This is a genomic window from Streptomyces sp. KR80 (genome assembly GCF_052245555.1).
GTDB lineage: Bacteria > Actinomycetota > Actinomycetes > Streptomycetales > Streptomycetaceae > Streptomyces.
In genome coordinates, this window is sequence record NZ_JBQQCD010000019.1 from 1 (window position 1) to 18,353 (window position 18,353).

12 protein-coding genes are annotated in these 18,353 nt (G+C 71.0%); all 12 read left to right on the forward strand.

Annotated elements, in window-relative coordinates:
• The first annotated feature begins 86 nt into the window (after window positions 1–86).
• The 12 genes from ACTWQI_RS23670 to ACTWQI_RS23725 all read left to right on the forward strand — a co-directional run bounded on the left by ACTWQI_RS23670 (window position 87) and on the right by ACTWQI_RS23725 (window position 18,308).
• A complete protein-coding gene (locus tag ACTWQI_RS23670) occupies window positions 87–1,460 on the forward strand; it encodes a hypothetical protein (RefSeq protein ID WP_443273524.1) in 1,374 nt (457 codons plus the stop codon).
• Between the two features lie 155 nt (window positions 1,461–1,615).
• Entirely contained in the window at window positions 1,616–1,834 is a 219-nt protein-coding gene (locus tag ACTWQI_RS23675; RefSeq protein WP_443273525.1) for a hypothetical protein, read from the forward strand.
• A gap of 320 nt (window positions 1,835–2,154) precedes the next feature.
• Window positions 2,155–2,874, forward strand: a complete 720-nt coding sequence (locus tag ACTWQI_RS23680; protein ID WP_443273527.1) for a DinB family protein — start codon at window positions 2,155–2,157, stop codon at window positions 2,872–2,874.
• A 981-nt stretch (window positions 2,875–3,855) separates the two neighbouring features.
• Window positions 3,856–5,085, forward strand: a complete 1,230-nt coding sequence (locus tag ACTWQI_RS23685; RefSeq protein WP_443273529.1) for a S8 family peptidase — start codon at window positions 3,856–3,858, stop codon at window positions 5,083–5,085.
• Window positions 5,086–5,406: 321 nt separating this feature from the next.
• Window positions 5,407–8,214, forward strand: coding sequence for an AAA family ATPase (locus ACTWQI_RS23690; protein ID WP_443273530.1), 2,808 nt, complete (start codon window positions 5,407–5,409; stop codon window positions 8,212–8,214).
• 190 nt (window positions 8,215–8,404) lie between these two features.
• Window positions 8,405–11,218, forward strand: a complete 2,814-nt coding sequence (locus ACTWQI_RS23695) for a helix-turn-helix transcriptional regulator (RefSeq protein WP_443273531.1) — start codon at window positions 8,405–8,407, stop codon at window positions 11,216–11,218.
• A gap of 351 nt (window positions 11,219–11,569) precedes the next feature.
• A complete protein-coding gene (locus ACTWQI_RS23700) occupies window positions 11,570–12,118 on the forward strand; it encodes a WhiB family transcriptional regulator (protein ID WP_443273534.1) in 549 nt (182 codons plus the stop codon).
• Between the two features lie 184 nt (window positions 12,119–12,302).
• Complete coding sequence (locus ACTWQI_RS23705; protein WP_443273536.1) at window positions 12,303–12,848, forward strand: sigma-70 family RNA polymerase sigma factor; 546 nt, start codon at window positions 12,303–12,305, stop codon at window positions 12,846–12,848.
• 424 nt (window positions 12,849–13,272) lie between these two features.
• Complete coding sequence (locus tag ACTWQI_RS23710; protein WP_443273538.1) at window positions 13,273–14,334, forward strand: 3-oxoacyl-ACP synthase III family protein; 1,062 nt, start codon at window positions 13,273–13,275, stop codon at window positions 14,332–14,334.
• 3 nt (window positions 14,335–14,337) lie between these two features.
• A complete protein-coding gene (locus ACTWQI_RS23715; protein ID WP_443273540.1) occupies window positions 14,338–15,267 on the forward strand; it encodes a hypothetical protein in 930 nt (309 codons plus the stop codon).
• A 9-nt stretch (window positions 15,268–15,276) separates the two neighbouring features.
• Window positions 15,277–17,268 carry a fatty acid CoA ligase family protein gene (locus ACTWQI_RS23720; RefSeq protein ID WP_443273542.1) on the forward strand — a complete coding sequence of 664 codons (1,992 nt, stop codon included), beginning with the start codon at window positions 15,277–15,279 and terminating at the stop codon, window positions 17,266–17,268.
• Window positions 17,211–18,308: an NAD-dependent epimerase/dehydratase family protein gene (locus tag ACTWQI_RS23725; RefSeq protein WP_443273544.1), complete on the forward strand. Its 1,098-nt coding sequence runs from the start codon at window positions 17,211–17,213 to the stop codon at window positions 18,306–18,308. The genes ACTWQI_RS23720 and ACTWQI_RS23725 overlap by 58 nt, the downstream gene beginning before the upstream one ends.
• Window positions 18,309–18,353 lie beyond the last annotated feature (45 nt).

The window sequence follows — 18,353 nt, forward strand, 5'->3', positions numbered from 1 at the left end:
GGGTGGGCGGGCGGGTGGGCGGGCGGATGGCAGGGATCCAAGACCGAAAGGCCCGGAAATACGGCTTTGGAGTTAGCGTCGTAGGTATGAAGACCGCAGTACGTCACACCGCCCTTGTGCCGGTGCTGGCCGTGGTCGCCGCTGTCCTCGTACTGATGGCCGTCATGGCATCCGGCGCGCGGGCCGCGGACGGGCTCGACCGCGCCGCGGAAGCCCTGAAACAAGGCCCCGTCTACGTCGATCCGCGGGCCGGGGACGCCTTGCCATCCGCCGAGGCCGACGCCCTGGCGGACAAGATCGAGAGGGCGGACAAGCCGGTCTTCGTGGCCGTGCTGCCCGCCGCCTCCGAGTTCGACCGGACCACGCTGCTGCAGGATCTGCGGACCGAGGTCGGCATCACCGGTGTCTACGTGGTCGCGCTGGGCGACCGGTTCGCCGCGGGCGCCGACTCCACCGTGATGCCGCGCAACGCCGTCGACAACCTGGAGGGAGCGGTGGAGCGCTCGAACCCCGGTGACGTCGGGGCGATGACGGGCGACTTCGTCGACCAGGCCGTGCAGCAGGCACGGGGCGACGCCCCCGCCGCCTGGAACGGCGGAGCCGGCACGAGCGACGGAGAGGGCGTGAGCGGCGTCGGTCTGCTGATCTCGCTCGGTGTCCTGGTGGCCGCCGTCGGCGGTGGCGCGCTGTTGGTCAGCCGCCGGACCAAGCAGCGCCGGGCCGAGCGGGACCGGCAGCAGCTGGAGACCCTGCGCCCGGTGGTGGACGAGGACATCACCGCCTTCGGCGAGGAGCTGGAACGGATCAGCTTCGACCCGTCGGCGCCGAAGACGGACGACACGATGCGGGAGGACTACGCCCGCGCCCTCGACTCGTACGACAAGGCGAAGGCGTCGATGGAGGCGGCACGGCGTCCTGGCGACGTCCGGGGAGTCACCGAGGCCCTGGAGGACGGCCGCTTCTCGCTGGTCACGCTGGAGGCACGACGGGACGGCAAGCCGTTGCCCGACCGTCGGCCGCCCTGCTTCTTCGACCCGCGCCACGGCCCGTCGGTCCAGGACGTGCAGTGGGCCCCGGCGGGCGGCCCCGAGCGGACCGTGCCGGTGTGCGCGGCGGACGCGGCGCGGCTGGAGGACGGCGAGGAGCCGATGGGGCGCGAGGTGGAGACGGCGTCCGGACGCAGGCCGTACTGGGAGGCGGGACCGCTGTACGGGCCGTGGGCCTACGGCTACTTCGGCGGCGGCCTGCTGCCGGGACTGCTGATGGGCACGGTGCTGGGCAGCCTGATGACCGGCCCGCACGCCTACGCGTACGACGGCTCCGACAGCGATTACGGGGACTACGGCGGTGGCGACGTCTCCGGCTCCGACTTCGACAGCGGCGACTTCGGCGGCGGCTTCGGAGGAGGGGACTTCGGAGGAGGGTTCGGAGGCGGCGGCGACTTCGGCGGCGGCTTCTGAGGCGCTGTCCGCCCAGTACAACCGAACCTTTCGGTACCGAAAGAATCTCCGAGATCTCTTTCACATCCCCTTGCCCGCGCGCCGCTGATGCAGTTCCGTCGTGATCCGCAGATCCGTGACCCGACTGCCGAGGGAACGGAGGGACGGAGGGCGGCATGGCGGAACTGCGCTGGTGCTCGTGGCACCAGCAGCACGCCGACGACGCTGTTCTGGTCGCGGTCGCGGAAGTCGGCAGCGGCCCGGGGATCATGCGCTACGCCTGCCGACGATGCCGCGTCGTGTTCGCTCTCGTACCCCTCGAGCCGGACGACGGCCGTGACCGCGGCGACGGCGGCTGCGACGACTCCGCGACGAACGAGCCCCGCCACTCCTGAGATCCCTCCCGAGATCCCTCCCGAGGCGGGCCGCCGGCGGGATGGCACCTCATGGGCCGCCGGCGCGCCCTCGCCCCCGGCCGTCCGCTCTTCCCGAAGCGGACGGCCGGGGGCTCGCGCGCATCTTCCATCCATGAGCCTTTTCCAACCTCAGCTTGAGCAGGTCACGTGGAGGGTGAGGACGGCCTGAACGAGTGCGGTGATGCGAGCGGTGCCGCACCGCTTCGTGGGCGAGGAAATCGGTCGCGCCCCGTGAGGTGAGCCGTTAACTTCCGTCTGAGCGCAGTGAGGTACGAGACGCGCGGCGAAGGGAGCCAGGCATGGAGACTGAGGGCGCGCGGACCGACCGTTTGGGCTTGCTGCTCGACCAGTTCGACCAGGCCAGGGACATGGCCCAGGTGCGGCTGACGGGGCTCGGTGACGAGGAGTACCTGTGGGAGCCGGTGGCCGGTTGCTGGTCGATCCGGCGCCGGGGCGAGGCGGCGACGCCCAGAGCGTACGGGCCGGGCGGGTGGGTGCTCGACAAGGGCGCCCCGGACATCCCGGCGAACGAGTACGCCGAGATCGCCCGGCAGGCTGCCGGCGGCATGACGGTCGCCAAGATCGCCGAGGACTGGAGCGTGAGCGTCGAGCGGGTCGAGCAGATCCTCACCCACACCGGTGCGCCGGAGCCCGACGAAGCGCCGGTCAGCACCATCGCGTGGCGGCTGGGGCACCTGCACTCCTGTTTCGCGGGCCAATGGGAGTGGAGCTTCGGTGAACGGCGGCAGGAGCCGAAGCTGCTGGTCGACTTCACCCCCTCCGCCGCCTTGGCACTCGAGCGGTTCTGGGCGCTGATCGACCGCTGGCGCGACAGCGTCGCCGCCGTCACCGACGAGCAGCTCGACACGGTCGGCTTCTCGCAGTACCCGTACGGCTCCGATCCCGACGACCCATTCATCGCCGTGCTGGCGGGGGCCAACCTCGAATTCATCCACCACATGGCCGAGATCGCGTTGCTCCGCGACCTGTGGCGGGCCCGCTTCACCACTCCCGGGTAGGAGTGGTCATGGCCTGTTCGCCGAGGGGTCAGGCTGTCCTCGCCCTCCACGTGACCGTGAGGTTGGAGAAGGCTCCATGCATTGCGGCCACGACGAACGGCCCCCGCACGGTCGGGAACCGTACGGGGGCTCGGAAGCGGCCGGGTGATTTCCCCCCTCACCGCGGCGACGCAGGTATCCAGTTGACCCCCAACACCCTCCCCAGGCTGTGGCGTCCAGGATTCCTGCTCGGAGACGCCCCGGTCATCTCGACAGGCTGTTGAGCGGATGACCGGAGGCGATTCTCCATCCGCCACCAGGTAACCCCACCGGTAATCACCGGAACAAGCACTGCAGAAAAGTCTTCGGTAGGTCTCTCGGTGCTCATTTCGGTACCCGCTCAGGGCGGAGAATTCCCTCGAGTCTGGGCCGCTCGGCATGGGCCGCTCGGCCTGCCGAGCGGCGAGAAACGCTGCCGAGCCCTCGACCGTAGCCGGCTTCTCTCGGTACCGAGACACCTTCCCCGCGCCGCACCGAATTTCGGTACACCGCCTGGGGACCCCAACTCGGCCTTTCGGTAGCCGATACCGAGAACTCTTCCGAAGCTTCTCGGCGACCTGCTTGTGATCTCGCCAGTTCCGCTGATCTGCTGCCTCGCGGCACGCTTGCCGATTCTACGGTTCGGTTCTCAGGAGTGGGGTTCAGTGGGATGGACACCGAGGCCGCAATTGGACACCTCCGAGCTCGAAGACGACGAGGTGGGCGCGGTGACAGAACAGTGCCCCCGGAACTGCCCGAGCTGGGCGAGGAAACGCACCCAGGAATGAGTCCGGAGGAATCAGCCGAGCTCGGCCCGGAAATCCGCCGCAGGTATGACCCGAGGCACTGGTCCGAGTAGGTTCAGCCGGTGGTGAGGGGGCGAGTAAACCAGTCGCAAACAGCGTCGGTTGATGCACTTCCAGCAACCAGAACGTCCCTTGTATTCGTTTTCGGAGGTCACGGGTGAAGTTAACGAAGCCGCTCGTCGGATTACTGGCCGGTGTCGGCGTGACGGGCATGGCCCTTGCATTGGCCCCGTCGCAGGCCCAGGCGGAAGGAGTGATACTCGGGGCCGATGCTCCTGGTGCGATATCCGGCAGCTATCTGGTGGTGCTCAAAGACACCGCCACCAAGCCGTCGGCCGCAGGCACATCGGTGTCCGCCCGGATCACATCGCTCTCTGGCGAGCTGCGGGAACGCTTCGGCGGAAAGGTCCGACAGACCTACACCAGCGCCCTCCACGGGTACTCGGCCACGATGACCGAGGAGCAGGCCCGCCGGCTCGCCGCCCACCCCGCGGTGAAGTTCGTCCAGCAGAACAAGGAGATACGCGGCACCGGCCGGCAGCCGGGACCGCCATGGGGACTCGACCGCATCGACCAGCGTCAACTGCCCCTGGACCACAGCTACTCGTTCGCGTCCCGGGCCGAAAACGTCCAGGCGTACGTGCTGGACTCCGGAATCCGGTTCACTCACGCCGCCTTCAAGGGGCGCCCGGTCCGGTCCGGATACGACTTCATCGACAACGATGCCGACGCGCGCGACTGCTTCGGGCACGGCACGCATGTGGCGGGGATCCTCGGCAGCGAGCGGTTCGGCGTGGCGAAGGGCGTACAGCTGCACAGCGTCCGCGTGCTGAACTGCGAGAACAAGAGCACCACCGAAAAGATCGCGGCCGGCGTCGACTGGGTCACCAAGCACGCCGAGAAGCCGGCGGTGGTGAACATGAGCCTCAACGGTGATCTGGACCGCGTACTGGACGACGCCGTGCGCAGGTCGATCGCCTCCGGCCTCGTCTACGTCCTGTCGGCGGGCAACGGGGACGACAACGGCAATCCGCAGGACGCGTGCGGATTCTCCCCGACCCGCGTCACGGACGCCATCGTCGTCAGCGCCACCGACCAGCGCGACCGCAGGGCAAACTTCGCCAACTACGGCCGCTGCGTGGATCTCTTCGCCCCCGGGGTGGCGATAGCGTCCGGCTGGGAGGGCGGCGACACCAAGGTCATGGTCGGCGAGGGAACGTCCCAGGCAGCCCCCCATGTCGCCGGTGCCGCTGCGCTGTACCTCTCGGAGCATCCGACCGCGACTCCGCGACAGGTCGAGAAGGCCCTGGTGCAGGCATCGACCCGCGGATCGGTCAAGAACCCCGGTCCCGATTCGCCGAACGGGCTGCTGTACACCGGCGGTTGATCGGCCGCAAGCCTGTCCCGTACCCAGGGGAAGTCCCCCACGCCGCGCCGTCCACCGCCCGCCGGTGCCCTGGTTCGGCACGGGCAGGTGCCCTGGTCCGGCACGGGCAGGTGACCCGAGACCTTCGGGTCACCTGCCCGTCTGTCGTGGCAGGCACCGCGGGCACGGCGACGCGGGCCGTCCGGGCCCCCGCCTCCGTACCTCCTCGTGCAGCGCAGTGAACAGCTCAGTGTTGTCACGGATGTTCATAACCGTCCGATGCCGCAGGGTGATGGGCACTCATTCGTCCACCCGGTTGTGCGCAGGGAAACGGTAGCCAGCATGAGGTCAGAGCCCACCGGACTGTTCGACCGCGAGAAAGAGATCGCGGCGATCGAAGAACTGCTCAGCGACGCCACGGATGGCGCCGGCCGCCTGGCGGTGGTGCGGGGCGGGGCAGGTGCGGGGAAGACCGCGCTGCTCGACGCCGCCGTGAGCCAGGCGCGGAGAAGCGGCTTCACCGTCCTCATGGCGCGTGGCAGCCTCGCCGAGCGCGACCTCTGGTTCGGGCTGGCGAGCCGGCTCTTCGATGGCGCCCTGCCGCACGCGATGCAGCCCGAGCTCGCGTTTCTGACGGCCACACAGGAGGAGGTGGACGCCCGTCCATCGGGGGCCGAGCCCTCGCTCGCCGAGCTTCGCGCCCTGCACCGCGCTCTGGCGGCCATCGCCGCCGACTCCCCCGTCCTCGTCGCCATCGATGACCTGCAGTGGGTGGACCCGCAGTCGCTCCGCTGGCTGAGCACCCTCCCGCAGCGCATCGAGCAGGCCGGGATCGCCGTCATCGCCACGGTGTGCAACGGGGAGCCGTGCTCCGACGCCGCGGTCCTCGACGATGTGCTGGCCGTCAGCGCGACCGAACTGCGGCCGGCCGACCTGAGCCTGTCGGCCGCGACGGACCTGTTCGAGCGCGCCCTCGTCGCCACCCCCGACACCTCGTTCGTCACCGCGTGCATGCAGGCGACCGGAGGCAACCCCATGCTCCTGTCCGCGCTTGCTGTGGCGGCCACGGAGCCGGCCGCCGCCCCGACGGCCGACGCGGTGCCGGCGCTCATCGACGACGCCGTGTCCCGGCTCGCCTCCTGCGTGAACGCCCGGCTGCGCCGCATCTCGCCGCACGCCCTGGCGATCGCGCGCACCGTCGCGGTGCTCGGCACGCAGGCGAGCCCCACCCGGGTCACCGACATCGTCGGCATCGACGGGATCGTGGCGGCGGAGACCGCGATGGCGCTGTGCCGCGTCGGTCTGCTCCGTATATCCGGGCAGACCGTGGCCTTCGCGCATCCACTGCTGCGCCGTATCGTCGTGCGGGAGGCGCCCTACACCGCGCTCCAGGCGGTGCACGCCAAGGCGGCCCGGCTGCTGCACACGGCTGGGGCCCCCGAGGCGTCCGTGGCCGCCCAGCTCATCGCGACGCCGCCGCTGGCCGAACCGTGGGTGCCCGCGGTCCTGCGCAGCGCGGCCGGAGCCGCACTCGGCAGCGGACATCCCGACACCGCGATCACCTGCCTGCGTCGAGCGCTCGCCGAGCCCCTGTCCCAGGAAGAACGCCGAACCGTCCTGCTCGACCTGGGCCTGGCCGAGGCCCAAGGGGACGTCGTCGCGGCGATCCGGCACCTCACCGAGGCGGCCGACCTGTACGAGGAGCGGGAACAGCCCTTCCAGCTGACCTCCGGGCTCACCACCCTGCTCGACCTGACCGGTCGGCACCGGCCGGCTCTCGACCTCATCAACGCGAAGGCGGACACCACCTCCTTCGACACGGCTCTTCGGACGGTCGAGCTGAGGTTCCGCGACGAGACGACGGCAGCCGCCGCCGCGGAGCAGCTCGAGGGTCTGGCCGAGAGCGCACCGGAGGGCACCGCGGACCACGGTCGCCTGCTCAGCCTGCTGGCCATGCGCGAGACCTGGGCCGGTCAGTCCCTCAGCCGCGCCCTGGAACTCGCCCGTCAGGCGCTGGTGGCGACCCCGGCGGCATCGGAAACCGCGGAGCCGTTCCTGCGCAGCGTTCTGGTGCTGGCCCAAGCCGGGGCACCCGAGGAGGCATACGAGCAGGTCAACGCGCTCGTACGGCACGCCGAACGGCGACGCCGGCGATTGTGCCTCGCCGCGGCCCGGTCCGTACGCTCCGTGGTGGAGCGGCAGTTCGGCCGACTCCCCGCCGCCGCCGAGGACGCCCGTCAGGCGCTGGAGTTGCTCCTGACCTGCGGGACGACCCGGCGGACGGGGGCGAGCGTCGAGTTCCTGGCCCGGCTGGTCGAGGTGCTGGTCGACCTCGGCAACTACGACGAGGCCGAAGGGCTGATCGAGGTCTCGGAACTGACCGGAGAGGTACCGAGGACCTGGGCGGGTACGGCGCTGCTGCTCGCGCGGGGCCGCTTGCGGGTGGCCACCGGGGACCCCGCCGACGGCATCGGCGATCTGCTGAAGGCGAGCACGCTGCTTCGGGCGTGGAACGTGGCGAATCCGGCGGTGGCGCCCTGGCGATCCCGCGTGGCGACGGCGCTGCTCGCCATGGGCGACGAGACCAGCGCCCGCCAACACGCCGCGGAAGAGGTGGAGTCGGCGCGCCGATGGGGGGCTCCGGAGCCGATCGCCTTCGCACTGCGGGCGCAGGCGGCCGCCGACCGCGGACCACAAGAGCTGGCGGTGCTCGAGGAGTCCACCGCCGTCCTGGAGCGCTCCTCGTCCCGCCTGGAGCGGGCCCGGTGCCTCACCGAGTACGGTACGGCCCTCAACCGGGCCCGGCAGACGGTCGAGGCGCGGCGGGCGCTGCGCACCGCACTCGACCTGGCGGAGGAGTCGGGCGCATCCAAACTCGCCCTGCTCGCCCGCCTCGAGCTGTCCGCGTCGGGCGGCCGCAGGGCGAAACCGCGCCGGACCGGCATCGACGGCCTGACGGCCGCCGAGCTGCGTACCGCGACGCTCGCCGCCACAGGGAAGACGAACCGGGAGCTCGCCGAGATCCTGTTCGTGCAACGCCGTACGGTCGAGATTCACCTCACCAACACGTACCGCAAACTGGGCATCAATGGGCGGTCGGAGCTTGCCGCGGTCCTGCGCCATTCCGAGCAGAAACACGCGGTGATCTGACCGCCCGGTACCGGAATCGGACAACGGAAAAACCAGCCGAGCCGTACTCCCGAGCCGGCCGCCGCTCGCATCACACGCCCATCAACGGGCCCGGCCCGCAGAGTGAACCCTCGTCAATTTATGTCAGAATTAAGGTTCTTATGTAACGCACAACACATCGACGCCCCTGCCTCCGACATAGGCTGTGGGCGTGGCAGATCGAGATTTACTCGTTGGCCGGGCCGCGGAGCTGGACCAGATATGCCAGATGGTGAGCGATCTCGCAGCCGGCATCGGTCGAGTGCTGTGGATCGAGGGCGAGCCGGGGATCGGCAAGTCCGCGTTGCTGTCCGCAGCGCAGGAACGAGCCGAACACCACGGCGTCCGGACCTTCCGCGGTCTCGCTCAGGAGCTGAGCCAGCGCTTCCCGCTCCGGCTGATGCTGGACTGCCTGGACCCACAGCGCATGAGGATCACCAGCCCGCACGACAGCTCGCCCGCGAGTGGCGGCGCTCCGCTGCTCCCCGTCGACCCCGTGATGGCCATGGTCGAGACGCTGGTCGCGGAGGTGGAACAGCTGTGCGCCGAGGGCCCGGTGCTCCTCGTCCTCGACGACATCCAATGGGCGGACGAGGCCAGCCTGCTGGCCTGGCAGCGGCTCAACCGCCTGGTCCGACAGCTCCCTCTGATGCTGGCGGTCGGCTGCCGTCCCGTGCCGCGCCGGGCCGAGATCGCCCAGGTACGGCGCGCGGTGGCGGGCGATGGCGCGGTCCTCATGTCCCTCGGAGCGCTGCCACCGGCCGAGGTCGAAGAGCTGGTGGGCAGCCTGCTCGGCGCATTGCCCGGCCCGGCCCTGCGGCATCTCATGGCCAACACCGGGGGCAATCCGCTGTACGTGCGCGAGGCGGTCGCCGCGTACGAGCGCGAGGGCCGCATCCAGATCGGCGAGCGCACCGTGGCCGACCTCTCCTCCGACGACAGGGTCGGGGACCCCACCGCGCCGACGCCGCTCGCCTCGGTGATCGCGGACCGGCTGACCTTCCTGTCGGAGGACACGCTGGAGCTGCTGCGGATGGCCGCGCTGCTCGGCATGGAGTTCTCGGTGAGTGCGCTGGGGGTGGTCACCGGCCGGACGGCGATCGCCATGATCAGCGCCATCGACGAGGCGGTGGACGGCGGTGTGCTCGTCGAGTGCGACGCCGGTCTCGGCTTCCGGCACGGGCTGATCCGGCAGGTGCTGTACGAGGGCCTGCCCGCCGGCCTCCGCGTTGCCCTGCACCTGCAGGTGGCCCGCGCCCTGGACGAGGCCGGTATGCCGACCGACCGGGTCGCCGAGCACCTCGTCGTGGTCCCCGACGGCATCGACGGCTGGCTGCTTGACTGGCTGTCCCGGTCCGCCGACACCCTGATCCACCGGGCACCGCACGTCGCCGCCGAGCTGCTGTCGCGCGCCCTCGACGCCCGGGTCGTCGAGCCCTCGGTCCGCACCGAGCTGAAGGCGCACCTGGTCACCGTGATGTTCCTGCTCGCGCGGTACGACGAGGTGAACCGGCTGACCCGCCATATCGGCGAGGGCGGGAACGGCCCGGCGCCCGAAGCCCGTCTGGTCTGGAACCGGGCGTACGCGCTCCTGCGCCTGGGCCAGTACGACGATGCGCTGCACGCGCTCGACGGCTACCGGGAGGTACCCGGCGCCGAAGCCGTATGGACGGCCCGTCTCTCGGCGCTGCGGGCCGTGGTGCTGGGCAGCGCCGGCCGCTTCGACGAGGGGCAGGCCGCCGCCGAGGGCGTGCTGGCCGAGCCGGACCCCGATCCGCTGGCGGCGGGCTATGCCCAGCACGCGCTGAGCGGCATCCCCTCCTCGTGGCACCGTCCGGACATCGCCCTCGGCCACTTGGACCGGGGGCTGGCCTGCATCGGCGAACACCCGAACGCAGCTGACCTGCGGGTGCTTCTGCTGTCGAACCGGGTGGCCGCCCTGGACGGCCTCGACCGGCCGGCCGAGGCCGACACCGCCGTGGCGGAACTGCTGAAGGCGGCCGAAGTCCTGGGCGTGCCGGTGCGCGTGGCCATGAGCCGTCTGACGGCCGCCGAGCACTGGTATCTGTGGGGCCGGTGGGACGACGCGGCCGCCGAGCTGGAAGTGCTGGAACAGGAGCTCCTCGACGCGCATCTGCCCTGGCGGCTGCGGATGCATGGGCTGGGGGCGCTGCTCGCCGTGCATCGCGATGACGAGCGGGATGCCGAACGGCACCTGAACGCGGTGTCGATGCTCGACGTCCCCACGGGCGACGCCAGGCGGAGCCTGGGCCACTTGGCGCTGGCCAGGGCCGAGCGGGCGGAACGGGCCGGCGACCCGGCGAGCGCGCTGGCGGTGCTGAAGGACGTCGATTACAACGCATACCCCCACCTCATCCTGCCGCAACTCACCCGGATCGCCGTGGCCTGTGACGACCGGGAGAGTGCCGCGTCCGCGGTGGAGAGCGCCGTCGCCGCCTCGACCACCCGCATGGAGCAGGCCACCGCCCACTGGTGCACCGGCCTGCTGGCCGGGGATCCCGGACCGCTGCTCGACGCCGCGGAAGGGATCCGGTCCCTGGGCCAGCGCTTCGAATGGGGCCGGATCCTAGAGGACGCCGCGGTCCTCCTTGCGGCCCAGGGTGACGCCACGGGGGCGCGCCTCCACTACGACGAGGCCATCGAGCGCTACAAGGAGCTCGGTGCCCGTGCGGACATCCGAAGGGCGGACGCCCGGCTCCGTGCCCACGGCGTACGACGCGGGCAGCGGGGCACACGACGGCGCCCGGAGACCGGTTGGAAGGCCCTGACGCCAACGGAGCGGCGGGTCACCGAACTTGTCGCGACAGGGCAGTCCAACCAGGACATCGCCACGTCGCTGTTCCTGTCACGGCGTACGGTCGAGACCCATATCTCCCACATTCTGCGCAAGTTGGGCGTGCGGTCCCGGACGGAGATCGCACTCGAGGCCGTACGCCACGGGAACACCTGTGAAGCCACGGCGTGAGCCGCGGCTCAGCGTGCAGCCCCGCTCGGTGAGCGGGGGGCTGCGCTGTGGAGGAGGGCGAAGGGAGTGCGCCGGCTGCCCCGCTCCTGGGGGACGAGCGCAGCAGCCGGTGTGCAGCAGGCAATCGCATGGGCGTACGCGCCTACAAGGGCTGTCCGAAAAGTCTTCGGTAGATCCTTCGGTGCCGAGAGATTCGAGGCGAAGGCCGTCGCCGCACCAGCCGGCTGATCCCGCCTGAACCCCCGGCCAGTAGCCGTACGTGGAGCACAGTAGAACCTCGCTGCCGGAGAACGGGGCTTCCCTTCAAGGCGGAGGGTTCCGCCCATTCCCACCGCACCCGGAGAGCCCAACGTGCCGCATCAGTCCAGATCCGCCACCGTCACCGAGGAACGCCCGCGCTCACCCCGTGGACCCGGGCCGACCGACCGGGAACCGGTGTCGCACCCCGCGTGCCGTGACGTCGATCCGGAGCTGTTCTTTCCGGAACGGCGCCGGACGCAGGACCAGAAGGAGAGCACCACCGCGGCCGCGAAGCGGGTGTGCCGGCACTGCTCCGTGCAGATCCAGTGCTTGGCCACCGCGACCCAACTCGACGAGCCCTACGGCATCTGGGGTGGGACGACGCCCCCCGAGCGCCGCGGACTGGGTGCCCTGGTGCACCGCCTGGGCAAGCTGGATCCGCTGATCGAAGCCGTGCGCCAGGGCAGCGAAGTGATCGTGTCGCCGACGGACCACCCCATCGTGGTGATCGGACTCACCGCCAGGGGCTGGAGCGACCGGCGCATCGCGACCCGCCTCGGCATCACGGCCAGGGAGCTCTTCTGGGCGCGCAGCATGGGAATCCGGGCGGCCGCCGTCGCCTCGGTACTGCGCCGCCGGCCGTCGCGGCAGGGGTGCTGACCGGATATCCGTGCTCTCACGGAGAGCCAACCGGCCGGCGGCCGTACGCGGCGTCCTGGGCGCCGAAACCCGCGGCCATATGTACGTGACCTGCCGGATGATCTGGGGACCAGGGCACAGCACCCTGTGGTGCGTCAGGAGGAAGCGGCGGAGCCGAGCACCGCCACTCGACGAAGGACGCACCATGCCGAGGCACTCCACCCCCGTGCGGCGGACCGCGACGGAGAGTCAGATATCCGACCTGATCGAGGAGTACGGTCTACCGCTGCGCCGTTATGCGGTGTGGCTGACGGGCGGTGACCGATGGCGGGCCGAGGAGCTCGTTCAGGAGACCGTGATCCGGGCCTGGAGGCATCCGGACGTGATCACGAACCGGCGGCATTCATCGCTCGTTCCCTGGCTGTTCACGGTGGCCCGGCGGCTTTCCATCGACGCGGAGCGCGCCCGCCGCGCCCGGCCCCGGGAAACCTCCGATGCCGGCCTGGAGGAGATGCCGGAAGCGTGCGACAGCACCTTTGACAAGATCCTGACGTCCGCCGTCGTCCGTCAGGCCCTGCTGACCTTGTCTCCCGAACAGCGGGCCGTCCTGGTGTGCATCTACTACCAGGGGATGACGGGCAAGGAGACCTCCCGCGCGCTGGGCGTTCCGCTGGGCACGGTGAAGTCGCGCGGCCACCACGCCCTGAAGTCGATGCAGCGGCGGCTGCACGCGCAGCGCTGCACCCTCTGAGCCGACTGCGGCCCGACCGCTGTCAGGCCTCAGTAAAGAGGGCCGAAAGAAGGTGGCTTTCACACATCCGGGCGCTCTCCTGCGAGTTACCGCAAGTAGCCTTAAAAGCCGCAGGCCACAGGCTCGAGCCGGGGCCAAGTCCGGGTGTTCACCGGCGTGATGGCTCCGCGGAGCAGCGCGAACCGGCGATAACGGGCTTCTACGGTGCGGTAACTTAGCGAGCGACGGCCCGTGGGGGGACTCCGTCGAGGGCGTGTGCCCGAGGTCGGAGCGCAGAATGCCGGCAATGAAGCCGGCCTGTTCAGGGTCGTGACCGCGAAGCAGCAACTGTCCTGCCACTGACTGACTGAGCCGTGCCGCCGTACGGCTGCTTCGGCCTGCCCGCACGGGCCTGACGGTCGGCGAGGACAGGAGGGGAGAGACGATGACGACGACCGCCCGGAGCAGCCGTTTCGAGGCGCTGGGGGCCTGTCTGCCGCCCACCGTGCTGTCGACCGAGGATCTGGTCGCCCAGGTGACCGGCGTGCCGGAGTTAGACCTGCAGCGGATCACCGGGGTGGCCGAGCGCAGGGTGTCCGACCCGCGGCCGGACGCGGGCGAGGACTCATACGGGCTCGCGGTGCAAGCCGCCCGGAACTGCCTCACCAATTCCCGTTATCAAGCAGATGAGTTGGATGTGGTCATATCCGCGTCCATCACCCGCTTCAAGGACGAAGGACGCTTCTACTTCGAGCCCGCTTTCGCCACGATGCTGGCCCGCGAGCTCGGTGCCGCCTCCGCGATCACCTTCGACGTGTCCAACGCCTGTGCCGGGATGATGACCGGTGTCTACGTCCTGGACCGGATGATCCGCGCCGGACTGGTGCGCAACGGCCTGGTGGTGAGCGGTGAGCAGGCGACCAAGGTCGCGCAGACCGCCGCCGCCGAGCTGACCGACACCTACGACCCGCAGTTCGCCTCCCTGTCGGTGGGCGACTCGGGCGTCGCGGTGCTCCTCGACGAGGCCGTCGACGAGGCCGACCGGATCCACTACATCGAGCTGATGACCTGCTCCGAGTACGCGCACCTGTGCCTGGGCATGCCCAGCGACCGGACCGAGGGGATCGCGCTCTACACGGACAACAAGCAGATGCACAAGGAGGACCGGCTGCGGCTGTGGCCCGGCTTCCACGGCGACCTGCTGGCCAAGCGCGGCCGCACCTTCGCCGACGAGAACTTCGACTACATCGTCCAGCACCAGGTCGGCACCCGCTTCATCGAATTCGTCAACCAGACCGGGGCAGCGGAGTTCGGCACCTCCATGCCGGAGTCGCTCGCGGTCGTCCAGGAGTTCGGCAACACGGCCACCACCTCGCACTTCCTGGTGCTGCATCAGCACCTGAAGGCCGGTTCCGCCCGCCGCGGCGCCAAGTACCTTCTGGTGCCCGCCGCCTCCGGCGTGGTCGCCGGGGCCCTGTCCGCGACGATCTCCACCATGGGGGTGTGACGCATGACCACCGTCATCACAGCGGCCTCGATCACGGCGCCGGAACCCGGCGACGCAGCCGCCCTCCCGGGGCGCCTCGCCGGCCGCGCGGCCCAGAACTGCATGGCGACCGCCGGAGTGTCGCCGGATGCCGTCGGCGCCCTGGTCAACGTCGGCGTCTACCGCCTGGCCAACACCTTCGAACCCGCCGTGGCCGCCCTGGTGCAGAAAGAGGCGGGCATCAACCTGGACTACCTCGCCCATCCCGTCCCCGGCGCCGGCTTCTCCTTCGACCTGATGAACGGCGCCTGCGGGGTGCTCAACGCCGTGCAGGTGGCCCAGGCGCTGCTGAACACCGGCAGCGCCGAGCGGGTGCTGATCACGGCCGCCGACGTCCACCCCAGCGGCCAGGCCCCTCAGGACGGCGACTACCCGTACGCGGACCTGGGCGCCGCCCTGTTGCTGGAGCGGGCCGCCGACCCCGGCGTCGGCTTCGGCCCGGTGCGGCTGCGTACCGCGGACGGCTCGCCCGGCGTCACCGGATATCTGGACAGCTCGGCCATGGGCACCGAAGGGCGGCGGCAGATCACCGTGAAACGGGACGCCGACTGGGTCGAGCGACTGCTCGACCTCACCGCCCGCCTGGTCACCGACTACGCCGACGAGGAGGAGCTGGACCTGGTCCGGACCCTGCTGGTGTGCTCCCGGCCCACCCCCGACTTTGCGGCCCGGCTCGCCACCCGGCTCCGCCTGGATCCGGCGGCCGTCTGCGCACCCGAGGCTCCGGACACCGACCCGGGGGCCGCCGGCGAACCGCACACCGCCGCGCCGGTCCTCGGATACCTCAAGGCCGTCCAGGGCGGGCTGCCGAACGGGTACCAGCGGGCGCTGTTCGTCTCCGCGGGCAGCGGGCTCAGCGCGGCCTGCGCCGGCTACCGCCCGCAAGGACGGTGACCGCGCGCCATGACCTTCCTCACTGCGCCCCCGCTCGGCACGGACGCCGGTCTCGCCGACCACTTGGCACGTAACGCCCGGGCCTTCCCCGGCAAGACCGCCATCATCCACCCGGACGGGCGCGAGGCCGATGGGAGCATCCGCTTCCGCGAACTCGGCTACGGCGCCCTGCAGTCCCGAGTCGAGGAGCTGGCGGCCGGACTCTCCCGGATCGGGATCGTCAAGGGCACGAAGACCGTCCTGATGGCGTCCCCCGGCCCCGACCTCTTCGCGCTGGCCTTCGCCCTGTTCCGGATCGGTGCGGTGCCCGTCGTGGTGGATCCCGGCATGGGCGTGCAGCGGATGCTGCACTGCTACCGCGCGGTGGGTGCGGAGGCGTTCATCGGCCCGCCCGCGGCCCACGCCGTACGGGTGCTCAGCCGCCGGACCTTCGCCCGTACCCGTATCCGGGTGACGCTGGGCCGGCGCTGGTTCTGGGGCGGCCACACCCTCAACGGGCTGCGCGGCACCACCGCTCCGGACACCGGCGAAGGACCGGCCGGTGACGACCTGATGATGATCGGCTTCACCACGGGCAGCACCGGCCCGGCGAAGGGCGTCGAGTACACCCACCGGATGGCCGCAGCCATGGCCCGCCGGATCGAGTCCGCCCACGGGCGCAGCCGTGACGACGTCTCGCTGGTGACCTTGCCCCTCTACGGCATGTTCGACCTGGTCTTCGGTTCCACGCTGGTGCTGGCACCCCTCGCCCCCGCCAAGGTCGCAGGCGCCGAACCGGCGGCTCTGACCTCGGCGCTCGCCCGGTTCGAGGTGTCCACCATGTTCGCCTCCCCGGCGCTGCTGCGGGTGCTCGGCGACCATCTGACCCGGCACCCCGCGGAGCTGCCCGCCCTGCGCTGCGTGGTGTCCGGTGGTGCCCCGGTCCCTCCGGACGTGGTCGCCACGCTGCGCACCGTGCTGGACGAGAAGGCCGAGGTCCATGTGACCTACGGAGCCACCGAGGTGCTGCCGATCTCCTCGATCGAGTCCGCAGAGGTGCTGGCGGAGACCGCGGCGCGCGGTGCGGCGGGCGATGGCAGCTGCGTGGGCCGGCCGCTGCCCGGCACCGACGTGCGCATTATCGAGACCAGCGATGAGCCGCTGCCCCGATGGGAAGCGGCCCGGCCGCTCGGCTCCGGCGAGGTCGGCGAGATCGTGGTGGCGGGCGACTCGGTCAGCCGCCGCTACCACGCAGCTCCGGACGCCGATGCCCAGCACAAGATCACCGAACGGGAGGACGGCCGCCTCGACACGGTCTGGCACCGCACCGGCGACCTGGGATACCTCGATGACGCGGGGCGGCTGTGGTTCTGCGGCCGGCGCACCCAGCGCGTACGCACCCCCGAGGGCGAGTTGCCCACCGTGCGCTGCGAAGGTGTGTTCAACAGCCACCCGTTGGTCCGGCGCAGCGCACTGGTCGGCATCGGTGAGCCGGGTGCGCAGCGGCCGGTGCTGTGCGTGGAGACCGAACCCGGGGTGGACGAGGCGCGGTGGCAGGAGATGCTGCCCCAGCTCCGCCGCCTCGCCGTCGGCCACGCGCTGACCGCGCAGATCCAGGACTTCCTGCGGCACCCCGCATTCCCCGTCGACGTCCGGCACAACGCGAAGATCGGCCGCGAGGCACTGGCCCTCTGGGCCGCGGGGCAGCTCGCCCCCGAGGACCGCGCGGCGCGGTGGCGCAGGGCCGCGTTGCGCGCGATCCCCCTGGCGGGCTGGGCCTATCTACTGGCCGGACTGGCCCGCCCCTTCGAACCCCCTGTCCTGCTGGCGCTGTGGTGGATCGACGTCTTCCTCAGCGTTGTGGTGCACGCCGCGCAGATCCCGCAGGCGCTGCCGCGCGGCCGGGCCGCCGGGCGTTCCACCGCGGCCACGGTGGGGCTGACGATGCTGTACGGGGCGACCTGGTGGCGGTTGTTGCCGTCGGCCGCACCGGCGTGGGCGAAACGGCGGGCCGCCGCGTGAAGGTCCTGGTCACCGGCGCCTCCGGCTTCCTCGGCGGGCACATCGTGGACGGCTGCCTACGGGAGGGCCATCAGGTACGGGCACTGGTACGGCGGGGGAGCGACGTCGGCCGGCTGCGTGCCGTACCCGGGCTGGAGCTGGCGTACGGCGACCTCGGCGACGCCGAGTCGCTGCGCCGTGCCACGGCGGGCGTCGACGTCGTGCACCACAGCGCCGCCCGGGTCTCCGACGTCGGCACCCGCGCCCAGTTCCATGACGCGAATGTGCTCGGCACCGAGCGGCTGTTGGAGGCGGCCCGGGAGGCGGGGGTTCGGCGGTTCGTGTTCATCAGCAGCCCCAGCGCCCTGATGCGGATCGACGAGGGGGACCGGTTCGACATCGATGAGAGCACCCCGTACCCGGACCGGTACTTCGACCTCTACTCGGAGACCAAGGCCGCTGCCGAGCGGCTCGTACTGGCCGCGGACGGGCCGGACTTCACCACCTGCGCCCTGCGGCCCCGCGGCATCTGGGGGCCGCGCGACCACTCCGGCTTCCTGCCGCGGATGGTGGCGAAGATGATGACCGGGAAGCTGCCGGACCTCTCCGGGGGCCATCAGGTCCTGGTGTCGCTGTGCCACTGCGACAACGCGGTGGCGGCCTGCTTGAGGGCCGCCGAGGCGCCGGCCGAACGGGTCGGCGGCAAGGCCTACTTCGTCGCCGACCGCGAACGGACGGACCTCTGGGCCTTTCTGGCCCGGCTGGCCGCCCTGTTCGGCGGCCGGCCACCGAACCGTACGGTCCCCCCGCTGGTCAGGGACGCTCTGGTGGAGATCGTCGAGCTGCTCTGGCGGCTGCCCGCACTGGCGGCCCGGGTGCCCCCGCCGCTGAGCCGACGCTCGGTTGCACTGCTGACCCGCTCGAGCACCTACGACACGGGGGCGGCCGAGCATGACTTCGGCTATGCGCCGGAGATGGACCAGGAACGCGGGCTACGGGAGTTGGTGGCCTGGGTCGACTCGATCGGCGGCGTGCAGGAATTCGTACGCGCCGTGCGCTGAAGGCGGCCGGACGACCGGCCACGTAGCAGGAACTCGGAAACTCGG